Origin of the sequence: Rubripirellula obstinata, assembly GCF_001642955.1 — a bacterium.
Lineage (GTDB): Bacteria > Planctomycetota > Planctomycetia > Pirellulales > Pirellulaceae > Rubripirellula > Rubripirellula obstinata.
Map to the genome: position 1 here is coordinate 1 of NZ_LWSK01000027.1, position 13,211 is coordinate 13,211.

At 55.6% G+C, this 13,211-nt stretch carries 11 protein-coding genes and 1 tRNA gene; 5 read left to right on the forward strand and 7 right to left on the reverse strand.

Features of this window, described 5'->3' with window-relative positions; all coding sequences use genetic code 11:
* Positions 1-184, forward strand: a 184-nt coding sequence (locus RC85_RS28420; protein WP_238383114.1) for a hypothetical protein, incomplete at its 5' end; no start/stop codon positions are given.
* 52 nt (positions 185-236) lie between these two features.
* Here the strand turns inward: RC85_RS28420 and RC85_RS09365 are convergent.
* Entirely contained in the window at positions 237-962 is a 726-nt protein-coding gene (locus RC85_RS09365; protein ID WP_068261620.1) for a YggS family pyridoxal phosphate-dependent enzyme, read from the reverse strand.
* Entirely contained in the window at positions 959-2,917 is a 1,959-nt protein-coding gene (locus tag RC85_RS09370; RefSeq protein ID WP_068261623.1) for a hypothetical protein, read from the reverse strand. The genes RC85_RS09365 and RC85_RS09370 overlap by 4 nt, the downstream gene beginning before the upstream one ends.
* A 116-nt stretch (positions 2,918-3,033) precedes the next feature.
* Here RC85_RS09370 and RC85_RS09375 point away from each other — a divergent pair, with 116 nt between their 5' ends.
* Positions 3,034-4,044, forward strand: coding sequence for a YdjY domain-containing protein (locus tag RC85_RS09375; RefSeq protein ID WP_068261626.1), 1,011 nt, complete (start codon positions 3,034-3,036; stop codon positions 4,042-4,044).
* Positions 4,045-4,206: 162 nt separating this feature from the next.
* Here RC85_RS09375 and RC85_RS09380 read toward each other — a convergent pair whose 3' ends face one another.
* Positions 4,207-5,097 carry an aldo/keto reductase gene (locus tag RC85_RS09380; RefSeq protein WP_068261629.1) on the reverse strand — a complete coding sequence of 297 codons (891 nt, stop codon included), beginning with the start codon at positions 5,095-5,097 and terminating at the stop codon, positions 4,207-4,209.
* Positions 5,097-7,112 (reverse strand): DNA mismatch repair endonuclease MutL, encoded by a 2,016-nt coding sequence (mutL, locus tag RC85_RS09385; RefSeq protein WP_068261631.1) that lies wholly within the window; start codon positions 7,110-7,112, stop codon positions 5,097-5,099. Before mutL ends, RC85_RS09380 begins: the two co-directional genes overlap by 1 nt.
* A 170-nt stretch (positions 7,113-7,282) precedes the next feature.
* Between mutL and RC85_RS09390 the strand changes: the two genes are divergently transcribed.
* A complete protein-coding gene (locus RC85_RS09390) occupies positions 7,283-8,701 on the forward strand; it encodes a HEAT repeat domain-containing protein (RefSeq protein WP_068261634.1) in 1,419 nt (472 codons plus the stop codon).
* A gap of 151 nt (positions 8,702-8,852) precedes the next feature.
* Here RC85_RS09390 and RC85_RS09395 read toward each other — a convergent pair whose 3' ends face one another.
* On the reverse strand, positions 8,853-10,544 hold the full coding sequence (locus RC85_RS09395; protein WP_068261637.1) for a S41 family peptidase: 1,692 nt from the start codon (positions 10,542-10,544) through the stop codon (positions 8,853-8,855).
* 148 nt (positions 10,545-10,692) lie between these two features.
* Between RC85_RS09395 and RC85_RS09400 the strand changes: the two genes are divergently transcribed.
* Both RC85_RS09400 and RC85_RS09405 read left to right on the forward strand, forming a co-directional pair.
* Positions 10,693-10,872 carry a hypothetical protein gene (locus RC85_RS09400; RefSeq protein WP_068261640.1) on the forward strand — a complete coding sequence of 60 codons (180 nt, stop codon included), beginning with the start codon at positions 10,693-10,695 and terminating at the stop codon, positions 10,870-10,872.
* A 373-nt stretch (positions 10,873-11,245) separates the two neighbouring features.
* Positions 11,246-11,318, forward strand: a tRNA-Asn gene (locus tag RC85_RS09405).
* Here the strand turns inward: RC85_RS09405 and RC85_RS29160 are convergent.
* Both RC85_RS29160 and RC85_RS09415 read right to left on the reverse strand, forming a co-directional pair.
* On the reverse strand, positions 11,280-12,794 hold the full coding sequence (locus tag RC85_RS29160) for a tyrosine-type recombinase/integrase (protein ID WP_476707515.1): 1,515 nt from the start codon (positions 12,792-12,794) through the stop codon (positions 11,280-11,282). The genes RC85_RS09405 and RC85_RS29160 overlap by 39 nt on opposite strands.
* Positions 12,710-13,051: a hypothetical protein gene (locus RC85_RS09415; protein ID WP_149752589.1), complete on the reverse strand. Its 342-nt coding sequence runs from the start codon at positions 13,049-13,051 to the stop codon at positions 12,710-12,712. The genes RC85_RS29160 and RC85_RS09415 overlap by 85 nt, the downstream gene beginning before the upstream one ends.
* Positions 13,052-13,211: the final 160 nt, after the last annotated feature.

The following is a 13,211-nucleotide window of genomic DNA, read 5'->3' on the forward strand; positions in this document are numbered from 1 at the left end:
TGACCAGCAAATACCGCTTCCCAAGAATTTTCAATTTGCAATGTTCATTTTGCAATTTGCAATGTTCGACTGGTTCGCGAATAACATCACCCACCGCATTTTCATCAGCCCAGCCGTGGACTTCCCCGCGCACTGTGCGGCCACCCAACGCGCCGGACGATCCCCACGCGACCAAACGAACTAACAAGTGTTTACCGGGCCCAAAACTCTTCACACGTTGGGCGGCATGATCCGGGCTAGTGAGCGTCCATGACGCCTTCAAACAACCGGCTGCCGATCCGCACCATCGTGGATCCTTCGGCAATCGCCGCTTGAAAATCGCCGCTCATCCCCATCGATAACTCCGTCAGCGGATGTTCGGTTTGATCCTTTAGCTGATCGCTCAGCGCCCGCACCTTCGCAAACTGATCGCGAGCCTGATCGACCTCGGTGCCCCAACCCGCCATCGCCATCAAGCCGATCACGCGTACACCGCCAGCACTTGGCCCAAACTTCTCTAGCAACGACTTCAACTCGTCCACATTCATTCCCGTCTTTGCATCATCGCCGCTGATGTTCACTTCCAACATCGCGTCAGTCGTCTTGTTCTGTGCCACTGATTCAGTCGCAATCGCATCGAGCAAACGACTGCTATCGATTGAGTGAATGATCGGGGAATGACGCAGCGTTCGTCGAACCTTGTTGCGTTGCAGATGACCGATGATATGCCAGCGAACCGAATCATCGATCCACTCGGATTCAGCTTTTTCCCAAAGCACCTGCGGACGGTTTTCGCCCAAGTCATAACAACCCGCATCGACCAGCGCCGCGGTCGTTTCTGCGTCAACATACTTGGTCACGCCGATGATCTTCACGTCACCAGGCGATCGACCAGCCGCGGTCGCTGCATTGGCAACATCATTCACGACTGCCGCCCAATTCGCCGCGATCCGATCGCGATGCTGCTGACCCAAACCGCTCATGGCCGCCCCTCATCTGCATCATCGACCGTGATCAACGCATCATGAGTCCCATCGCCGGTGTCGAATTTAGAGACGTAGAAATCGGCCATGATGTGTTTGCCCAAAAACGACCGGCATCGCTGGTCGTTCAAGGATCGATAGACCACCCATTGTTCTGATCCGACTTGAATACGAAACGCAGCAGCTTCGCTCTTTGGAACAAGTTCAAGCGCGTCGCAAACGGTCAATTGACGCCAAGTTCGCATCCTTTTCAAACGACGACGATTGAAATCAATCCACAGCGGCGCGTAAAGTCTTTCACGTCCACTCGCTTGAAAAACAACTTGATCGGGATTCGCCAAAATCAGCTTCGACGACGTTGGTCCCATCTTCCATTCCGACGCGGACAACGGAAGCAGCATCGCTTGTTTTCCGCCCGTCGTTCCGCCACCTGATCTCAAAATCACTTCGCGGGTTTCCTGTTCCTCGATCGCCGCGGCGTCGTGGGCAAGCGGCAGCGAGACCTGGTAATCGATCTTGTTCAGGTCTTTCGTTTCGTTCACTGAATCAGAGCCACTTGATTCCGTATTTTTCGGAATCACGGCGTCTGCAAGCATCAAGCAACGGTCTTCGCGCATCAGCAAAAATTGTCGTTGGATCAGATAGTCGGATGTCCAAGACTGTTCCAGTTCCAAATAGTGAACATCGTCGTCCGTGTACCGGCAAATTTCATCCCAATCGCTCGTCGCCTGCTGCTGTGTACCGTCGATTTCCAAACTGGACTTCAACCGGCCAGCGATCATCGCGGTCCGACCGGCAAAGACTTCCACGGTGACATCCGGTCCAGAAAAATCAATATGCGTTCGACCTCGTGAAGCATCCCATTCGGGCAGCAAGACCGCCATCTTGTTGGTTTCATCGCACCACATCGATTCGGGCAACGAGACTTCCCAGGCCAATCGACCGCCGCTGTGTCCCTTGCCCATCGCCGCGTCCATCGCCAGCCCGATCGCTTCCCGGTCAAGCGACTTTGCAGCCGACAGCAATCCGTGCTTGCCGCAATCATCTTTGACAGCTTTGGGACCCGCGTTTGAAAACGCCGAGGTACCTCGGTTGCCTGTCATCGCGGCAACCCAAGTCGCCAGTGATTCTGCGACCTCGATGTTCTGTTTGCTGAACTTTCGTTTCGCCACTGCCTTCATCAAACAGCGGCATCGAATCAACGACGCCAGCGCCAGCCGAACCGACGTCGCGCCGGCAACCGCTGCGGAAATTGAGTCTTCATCCGACGCCGCCCAATCGGCAACAGCATCACCCGCACTCTTCAGGATCGCAGCACGACTTCTTAGTCCCGGCATCCGCCAAGCCAACGTCAAACCAAGTTCACCACCAAGGATTAAATGGCTGATCGAGCTAACGTCGGACCTCAAAAGAACCGATTCGCGAAGTTCCAATAACGCATGAGTCAGGTCAGCTAGGACGGTCACATCCAGATGTGTTTCAAGCTTCGGAATTGCCGCCGCCCAAACCACGGCCATCGCCGCCTGGTCCGCCGTCGGATCTTTCAGCGATTCAAATTGGCTGATCGCTTGATGTGCAGATTCAATCCAATCGATGGAAGATTTTTTTGACTTGCGTTTCAGATCACAGCCCAACCGGCTGAGCGATTTCAGCAAGGCGTTATCCAGTTCGCCATCCGGCTCTTCGCCCCACTCCGTTAAACAGATTTCGTCGTCATCAAAATCAAGCGCCGACGGTGACTTGGCAACCGCCATGCCCCAGCGGTAAACCCCACCATCCTTGGCCGCGTCACCAAACACCTTTTCAGGCGATTTCGATTTGCCCACAACCAAAGGCGGCCAATCCAGCGATTGCCGGGCCATTGGATTTTCACGTCGCTTGTTCGATGCTAGATCCGTCACGGCGGAATCGGATTGCGATGACGGTGGCTTGATGGGGGAGTGGTCGATCGACATGAATCGAGAAGCTAGCTGAAAATGAGTGTGCGTAAAGTTTTGCATCAACGGGGTGGATCAAAATCTAAGATCAGCCGCTAGAATAGCCACAACTCCAACGAATAAGAACGGGCCAAATGAACACATCGAAAACACTTGTCGGATTTCTCGTCTTCTCACTAGCCGCCTTCCCGGGATGTAGCAAACCTGCAAACACGCAAACCGATTCGACGCAAAACACAGCGGAGATACCATCGCCGACTGAATCGCCCTCTAAATCATTAGCGAATACCGACGACAACACTTCGCCGCGGATGCTGCCAACCGCCCAGTCGATGACTGATTCTGAGCCGGCTGAAACAGACGATCAAACCGCCGATAGCAAAGAGCCTGAAAGCAACGAAGAAAGCAGCGAATCCAGCGAATCGATTGACCTAGAAGAAGTGGAAACGCCCAGCGTGATCGCGGCGAAGGCTTTCACTGCACCATCCGGTGCAAAATCGCTGAGCAAAAGAAATTTGTGGATCGACCGTGCCGCTGGTCGTGTCTATGCAGACGGTTACATCGCGATGAATGACGGGCCACTGGAAATGTTTGCCTGCCCATCAGGAACCAAGGAACACGAAACGATCATCGCAACCTTGGCCAAGGCGAGCGAACTGCATGCCGGATTACTGGCCATCGGCGCACAAGTCGGAACGCCCGTGACGTACAACCCAAGTTTCATTCCCGCGACCGGGCAACGAATCCGAGTCTGGGTGTGTTATTTTGACGATGACGGAAAGTACCAAGTCGTCGACGCACGAGATTGGATTGTCAGAACCGGGACGACTGAAACGTTAAAAGAAGACTGGGTTTTCGCGGGCAGCTACGTCTGGACCGATCCCGTGGACAATCGCAACTATTACCAAGGCGACGTTGGCGACATGATCTGCGTTTCAAACTTCACCACCGCAATGATGGACATCCCCGTCGCCAGCAGCGCCGACACCGACCAACTGCAGTACTCGCCGAACACCGCCATCATCCCCAATCGCGGCACCGCCGTGCGACTAATCCTAGAACCAATCCCGCTACCCGCCGACGGCCAAGAACAACCAAGTGCACCCGAGCCGCCAACCGAAGACGTGCTGCAAAAACAATCCTGAATCAGCGAGCTGATCGAGTATCAGGACAGTGGTAAATCGATTTCAGGACAAAACGATGAAAGTAAGCAACAAATTTCTCACTGAAAATCGAACGCTGTAATCGTTTTGCCCCCACATCGTTTTGCCCTTTCCGATCCCACCAATCGACCCTTCGATCCCTTATCAGCTATCCAAAACCAGTGAATTGATTCGCGAAACCAAACTCGGTTCCATCAGTTTCGCAGCAGCAAGTTCGCGGATCTGACTTGGCCGGCGGGCTCCGACCATGACTCCGGCAACGCCTTCCTGAGCCAACGTCCAGCCGATCGATAACTGAGCCACCGTGGCCCCCGTTTCCTGCCCAAGCTTCTCCAGTTGATCAACCACACGGTGAGCTCGCTCTCTGGCTTCGCCTTGGAAAACCGCGTAGCCGGGGCGGCTGTCGCCTTCGGCAAACTGGTGATCTCGAGTGATTTTTCCCGCCAACATTCCTTTCATCAAAGCCCAGAACACAAACACCGATGCGCCGTGTTCTCGGCAACGTGGAATGAATGCCTCCAGTGCATCTTGCTGCAACAGATTCAGTGGCGACTGCACCGCATCGCATTTCGCCGTGGCACAAAATTGATCCAACTGTTCCAAGTCAACATTACAAACGCCGATCCGTTTGCACAAACCTCGACGACGCAATTGCTCCATCGCGTCGGCCGATTTTTCGATCGGGACGTTCGGATCAGGACTGTGCAAGTACAGGATGTCAAACGCATCGATGCCGATCCGCGACAGCGACGTTTCGGCGTCAGCAATCAACTGTTCCGGCGATCCGTTAACCACGCGGTTTCGATTCGCATCCCAGCGTTGACCAACTTTGCCCATCACTTGAAATCGATCGCGTTGATTTGCGATCGCGCGGCCAAGATGACGATCGCTTTCGCCGTCGTAGCCGTAACTAAACGCGGTATCAAATGACGTGATCCCCGCATCGATCGCGGCTGCGATGGTCGCGGTCGCGTCACTGTCGGTCACACCGATCGTTGTGATGCCTGCAATCGGCCACAGTCCAAGCGTGATCACTAGACGCGACCTCGGGGCCCCAACCGACCGAACATGCGGTCGAGTTCATCGCGGCTGAAGAACAATGCCGTCGGGCGACCATGCGGACAATGGTGCGTGTCGTGATACAGATCTTTCTGTTCCAGCAAAGCCGTGATCTCTTCGGGTGACAGCGGATCGCCCGCCTTGACCGCTGCTTTGCACGCGATCGTTGACAGTAAATGGTTCAGCAAATCTTTGGCGTCCGGATCTTTCCCCGCCGACATCAACGATTCCAAAACCACTCGCAGCATGTCGGCCGGCGGCGTGTGAGGCAACATCGCGGGATAAGCACTGATCACGATTGAATCGCCACCGAAGTCGTCAATCTCCAACCCGATTTTTGCCATCGTTTCCTTGGCATCGATCGCGGTCGTCCGCTCGGCCGGTGTCAACGAGACTGGTTCAGGTACCAGCAACCGCTGAGATTCAAGCGAACTGCCTTCGCCCAAAACTTTCTCGCAAACCCGTTCGTACAACACGCGTTCGTGAAGAGCGTGCTGGTCAATCACGACCATTCCGGTTTCATCCTGAGTGACCAAGTAACGGTTGTGAACTTGGAACCCCAGATAACAAACGCTCGGCGATTTTTGAGCGTCCTGGTTTTTATCAGAAGACTCAGTGTCCAAAGACTCAGTGTCCCACGGCGCAGCATCCGCCGGCGGCTTGCTCGGCAGGCGACCGTCATCGAACGGCTGAAACGCTGGCGTGCCAGATGGAAATTCTGACGAAAATTCTGATGGAGTGTGCGTTGCTGCTGGATTTCCCAACGAAGGCGGAAGTGCAGCCGATCGAGTTGTCGAATCATCCTGCCCCGTCCTCGCCCAATTGATCACCGCTTGGCGTTGTTGGTTTTCTACCTGTGTACTTGAACTAAAACTCTGCGGTGGATCCGGCGCACGATGAACGTGCGGATCTTCGCGGCCAACACCCGGACCTGACCCAGTTTCCTGACCCGTCGATGCCGGGCCAACTCGCTGAGTCATGTCGGTCCGCAAAAACTGATGCCTTAGCGTTTGCAACAGACGCCCATAAACCTTTCCGCCGTCAGTAAAACGAACTTCCAACTTCGTCGGATGCACGTTCACGTCGATCAATTCCGCTGGCATGTCCAATCGCAAGAAACAAACCGGAAACCGACCGACCATCAACAAACCACGATAAGCCTCGCCCAACGCATGCTGCAGCGAACGGTCGCGGATGTGCCGACCGTTCAAGAACAAATACTGCATTCGGTTGTTGCCGCGATTGACCGACGGATCGCTGACGTAACCGCTGATTTTGATCGCGTCATCGGCGTCGCTGATCGGGATTAGCGACTCCGCAATCTCATCGCCAAAGAACGCTCGAATCCGCTCGGACCAATTCTTGGCTGCCGGTAAATCGTGCATCACCTTGTCATTGTTGGACAACACAAAATGGATGTGCGGATTCGCCAGAGCCAGTCGCGTGAAGGCTTCGACGATGTGTCCGCGTTCGGTTCCCGCTGTTTTCAAAAAGCGATGACGCACCGGCGTGTTGAAAAACAGATTGCGAATTTCGATCACCGTTCCGGTCGGACAACCCGCCGGAGAAACCGGCTCGATCACTCCGCCACGCACCACCATTTCGCTGCCCACCGATTCGCCTTCGGCGCGGCTGCGGATCGTCATTTGTGAAACGCTGCCGATCGACGCCATCGCTTCGCCGCGAAACCCCAACGTGCTGACGCTGAACAGTGAATCGTCGTCAGGCAGCTTACTGGTCGCGTGCGACGCCACCGCCAACGGCAATTGTTCAGGCAGCATGCCGCAGCCGTCGTCGCTGATCCGAATCGATTCGGTTCCGCCGCCGGTGACGGACACTTCGATGCGGTGCGAACCTGCATCGATGCTGTTTTCGACCAATTCCTTGACCACCGATGCGGGGCGTTCAATCACCTCGCCGGCGGCAATTTGATTGATCAGGTTGGCGGGCAGTTGGCGAATCGTCGGAAAGGCTTTGGTGGTCGCATTCATACCCCAAATGTATCGCCCCGAATGCCCATCGCAACGCTCAATTGCGGCCTGACCAGAAATGACCTTGCCGTGGCGGGCCGTCTGTCGGCAGAATCGCTCAAGCTGATCAAGATTCCCGGATCAGTATTACAGCCTGCTCAACCCTCATTTCCCCAGTTCTTCCCCACTCGATGTCTCGCAGCGACCTTTCCGATCAGCCGAATCCCTTCGCTTTTGCAGCGATCGAGGGCTTCCAGACGGCCAGTTCGAGCGGGAAAAACAGTCCGAGTGGGAAAAGTCATACAGAATCCATCCGATCGAGGTCCAGCGGCTCGAAATCGGCTGTCATCAAGGCGGCGAAGTACCTGTTAATGATTGCATTGGTGTTCGCAGGCTTGATCGCGGTCCGGCACGTCAGCGGCAAATGGCTGTTGAATCAACTGACGCACGATTTTGACAACTTGTCTGCCGCCGACCAGCAAAAACGCCTCGCACAGATCGAAGGGTTTGGCCCAGCCGCGATTCCCGCACTCGTTTCCGCGATGGCTGCCCAGCAGACCACGACCGGACGAACTGCCTACGATATTTTGCGGCGTTTTCAGAACCAGTGGACCGTGCTCAGTGAAAAAGCATCGACGAAGCGGCACAGCGAACTGGTCGCGGCGATCGCCAGCGTCGCCCCACGACTGCCAGACGATCGAACCGGTTGGGCCACGGCACTCGTTCAACAATCGATCATGGAATCGGTCGGTCAGAAAACCAGCGAAGAGAAGTATCTGTACCGCAACGCCAACGACGCACTGGCGATCTTGGCACACGACCATCGCAGCGGCCCCAGTATTTTAGGTTCACAAGATTTCGCTGCCGATTCAACCGATCAATCACCACGACGACTGGTCGCCAAAGCCCGTCCGTTGCCCGTCGAAAAAACCGACGCCGGCGGACAGTGGACCGACTGGCCGCCCGGCAGCGGAAACAACATCGCACGCTCCGACACACCATCGATCTATCGATCCGGCAGTTCGAAACTAAATAGCTCAAAACTAAATAGCTCAAACTCTGGCAACCAAACTTCTGTTCGCTTGCGACCGGTCGTGCCGAATCAACCGATCGAACTCAAACCGATCGAAAAGATCAACAACACTGCGTCCACCGGTTCTGCTTTCGACCAACCCGTCAAGCAAGCTCAATCGGTCGAGACCTTAGTCGAAACGGCTCTGGAAGTTTACGACGATCGATCGGTCATGCATTGGTTAAGCAGTGACGATGCTCAGCAACGTGACGCAGCACGATTGGAACTGCTTTCGCGAGGCTTCAACGATTCACAAATCGATTTCTCAATCAACCTGGCTCACCCCGACGCCAGCGTCCGGCTTCACTTCGTCAACGAACTCAGTCGTCATCAAGACATCGATCCACGACCGTGGTTGAAACTAATGTGGGGCGACGAAAGCCGCGAAGTTCGCCTAGCCGTGATTTCAGTTCTGGGAAGTCTTAGAGGCCACGATGCAACCAGCGAGTTGCGGCAACTGATGTCGCAAGAACGCGACCCGATGGTCGCCGCAAAAATTCGCGACACACTAGAACTCGGAAAACAAGTTCGACGCTAGCCGTAGGCCGGAACAAGCTCCGCGCAGTTCCGGCAATCCAACGCCGTCTGATGCAATTGCCGGAACTCGCTCCACTCGCTACGGCCTACTTGAGAGGCTCTCGCCGTTAAGCATTTCGGCAGTCCCTAGAACTCGGAAAACAAATCCGACATTAAGGCAACTGGCTGATCATCGTTCGGCCGTTGATCTGCTGAACCGCTTTTTGCAGCACAGCGTCCTGAACGTCCGTCGTGATTTCACCGTCGCGATTCGGACGAGCGGCGATGTAAGTCGGCTCGACTTCGATCGTGGGCTCGACACCGTTTAAGCTGATCGCTCGGCCGCTTGGTGAGTAGAACTTGGCCGTCGTCAAACACAGCCCGAACTTCGCCGTTTGCATTCGGAAAATTCCCTGCACGCTGCCTTTGCCGTAACTCGTTTCGCCAACGATCTCACCGCGACCACTATCGTGAATCGCACCAGCAAAAATCTCGCTCGCACTCGCACTGTCGCTGTCGATCAAAACAGCCAACGGAACGTTCCACGTGTTGGGACGATGAGCCTTGTAGTCAAAGTTCTCGCGAACGTTGCGGCCTCGTGTCGTCACGATCGGGCCTTCGCCGATGAAACGATCCGCAACTTCCACTGCGGCCGAAAGCAAACCGCCTGGGTTACCGCGAACGTCAATGATCAGCGAACGCATGCCTTGACGATGCAAGTCCCAAAGAGCCTTCTCGATGTCGCGAGTCGTCGTCTTTTGGAAGTTCGTCAGACGCAAGTAACCGATGCGTTGATCAACGTCCGCGAAGTGAATGTTCTCAACACACGGAACCTCGACGCGGCGACGTTGAACTTCGATCGTTCGTTCGTTCCCGTTCACATCCACAATGTCGATCGACGCGTAGCTGTGTTCTGGACCACGAAGCAGGTCAGCAACATAGTCTGGTTCATGTTCGGTCGTTCGGCTTTTGTTGACACCCACGATCGATTCGCCACCGCGGATACCAGCCTCGGCCGCTGGTCCACCAGGAATCACCGACAGAATTTGCAAGCGATCTTTCTTGGACTTCAGCTCCAAACCCAGCCCGACAAAATTGCCCTCGATGTTCGAGAACATTTCGTCCAATTGACTCGGCGACAGCAAACGTGTGTAAGGATCCAGCGTCGAAACTGCACCGCCAAGGTACTCCATCGCGACAGCGGTTCCCGACAATCCCAGTTCAGCCTGAGCCCGTTGAGCGACCATCGAAACGGAAGCTCGCAGATCGAACCGAGTCGCCGTGCTGCGGTTTTTCAATTGTTGATGGATCGTATTTCGGAAGTGCGTCACTCGGTCCAGGTCAGCGTTGGGAAGCACGTGGTCCAAGAACTTAGGTTCGTTCAGTGCGACTTCCAAAGCGGCCGTTCCGTGAATCAGAACGCGTGACCAGTCCACGTCTTCAACGTAGTGCGTTTGCAGGTTGGCAAGGATCTCGGAATACAGATCCAAAGCCGACGTCGTGCTCATCTGGGCAGTCGATTGCAGGAAGCTTTCGTCTTTGTAGCGGCGGTTCACGTCGTAGTACAAACGACTGATGATCATCCGCTGGTACAGTTGCGTGTTCGCGGGATACTTGCGAGTGAACTTTTCGTAGTGACGAATCGCTTCGCCCCAACTTCGGTTTTGCTCGAGTTCTAAACCAGATGCAATGGCCGCATCAATTTCCTCAGCAGCTTGCAACGGAGCGACGTCGGCATCAGCACCGCGAGCGACGTCCGCCGTGGCGGAGCTGGCAACGAAAGAAGAAAATAGAATGAATAAAACAGCGACCGAAAAAATCGGCGAGCGTTTGATGCGACAATTCGACTGGTAGACGAAATCCATGCGGTAACAGCTTCCATCGAGCATCCAAAGGGGAGGGGGCCTTGTCGAACGCCGCGTCAACTTGCGTTGAAGCGATCATCGGGGCGTGCCGAGTAAGCGGATACTCAGGAGGGGGAATACTCGGCCAGGAAAACATAGGTCACGTTTTGTGCCTGGTCAAAAAACCGATGCGGTGTTTAACCGGCAGATTCGGTCCGACTGGGACAGCTTCAAGGTCGCTGGTTCAGTCGATTCGATCATTCCGATTTTGGCACTCGAGGTGTTTCACGCAGCACGCGTTTCACAGCCCAATGCCAGTCCACCGCCCCCTCGCATCCTGGCGAAGTAAGAAAGCGAACCCAGTCAAAACCTGGTTCACTTTTGGCGTCAGACAAAACATAGACACTGTCCACCTCGCAGGCAACGAGCGTTTCACCCCGGACATCACTTCCCCCGCCAGCACAACCCCGCCATTTTTTCAGGCCAGTTATTCAGGCCAGCTTCTCGGGCCATGAAAATCGCAAACGCAACAAAAGTCAAAACGCCACAGGATCGCCCCCGCCGACCCCGCATCCGCTGCGTCACCTAAAAACACGAACACCCGCCGTAAAAAACCAGTCCTCGCAAGAAAACAGTTCCCCTTGCGACGAACCGCCTCGTTCATTAAATTCCGCCTCTCGCTGGAAGAGATGCCCAACAGCATCCGCGCTCCAGCCTACCAATCCCCTGTAGCTCAGTTGGTAGAGCAGGCGGCTGTTAACCGCCTTGTCGCAGGTTCGAGTCCTGCCGGGGGAGCTGATGGTCGGTGTCACAAGTGGCACCGACTAGACCGGACTCGCCATTAAGCCCGCTTTTTGCGGGCTTTTTCTTTTGGGGGCGTCTCGTGGCGGCTGCTGACTGCTTCGGGTTTTGTGACTCTGAATCGCCCGTTTGGGAATTTACTGCTTCGCCTTTTGCTGCGCCTTCCCCTGGTGTTTGGGCATTTGGTGTCTCGAAAATGCTTCGGGTTTCCATCGCCGCTTTGAAAGTCGCTTTCGTGGCCATCGCGTAGTGATCCATGGCGACCGCGATGCTGTTGCCGCACCATTCAGTCACGTCCTTGGCCGGGAAGCGGGCGAGTAGTTCTGTTTCGCGACTCGCTCGCAAGTTTTGCAACAACTTTGGCCACGGTTTGTGGCCGGCTCGCTCGACAATCTTCTTGAACGTCGTGCCCAGGTTTTGATCGTGGCGGCGGTATCGGTTGATGACGTGAACGGCTCCCTCGGGGGCCGCATCCCAGGCGGCTTCCAGGTATGGACTTAGCTCGGGAAAGATCGGGCACACTCGGACGCCACCGCCCTCGTGATGCTCGACCTTCGGTTGCCTGAGCACCATGAAACCTTCCGGCAAGTTCACGTCGGTCCATGCGAGGTTGACCACTTCGGTCGGACATCGCAGCGCTCCGAAACGGCATAACGCGATGATCGTTCGCCAATCCAAGCACGGAGCGGCTTCGATGCAGTCGTAAGCAACGTCGGCGGTGACGAAGTGTTGCCGTGCCTTGTTGCCTCGTGTGTGCGTGACGATGTCGGCGAACGGGTTTTCGATCGCATAGCGGCGGCGGATCGCTTCTTTCCACAACGCTTTCGCTCGTCCGCACCGGCGGCGGACCGTGTCGTCGGCGTGTCCCTTGCCGCCGGTTTGCCGGTTGAAGCGTTCGGTGAGCAACCATTTGCGAAAGTCGTCGGCTTCGTGCGGTTTGATCGTGTCGATGATCCGATCGGCTTTGAAGAATTCAAGCAGTGGGCCGGTCGCGGCTTCGTAGTTCTCGACCGACGAGGGTTTCCATTGCGGGTTGAGTTTGCGGAACTCGTCGATCCATGCTTCGAGCGTTCGCCGCTGTCGCGGAGCTTCGCACAAACCGAGCGTCACCATCCGATCGCGGATGCTGCCTTCGAGCGTTGCCAACCAGCCGGCAGTGCTGGCGTCGAGTGAATCGCCGGAAGTTTTGGCGGCGATCAATCGTTCGACGCGGCGGCAGACTTCTTCGGCGTTCTTCTTGGTGACTTGGCCGAGGCGGAGCGTTTGGCGTTTGCCGTCGCTGTCGGTGTATTGAATCCAACGATGCTTGTTGGGGCGGTTGATGATCGAGGCCATGATTCCGATTCCTATTGAGTTGGTTTGATTGTAAAGATTGAGTTTGAATGTCAAATGTTTTGTTGCCGGATGCGGTTGGTTTGTCGCAACCAGCGTTGCGTTCGTTTGCGGCGTTCTTCTGCATCGGGGTCGCATTGCGAACAGTGCCAGGCCAACCCGAGTGTTTGCGAATCGCAGTAGCGACCGCACGAACAAACGGGAACTTCGTCAATGTCAACTTCAATCAGGTCGTCGAGTTCGGTGGCGGCTTCCGCGTTGATGATCCAGGTGCCGTCGTCGTCGTCGGGTTCCGCTTCGATACGTTCTTCTTCTTCTTCGAGCGGCGATAAGACCTCCGGTGCGTTGGGTGGTTCGTTGTCGGTTGGCAACGATCCGGCGAAGCGGTGGAACATCACCGGCACTCCCCTGGGGACCGGCACTACCGGCACTTGCGGCACTGTTTTGACGTGTCGTTCGTGTCTGGGAGTGACTGGAGCGGCAGAATCGCCGCGATCAGTGCCGGTAGTGCCTGTAGTGCCGATGTCTCGGCAGTGCCGGTGTTTGTTTTCGGCG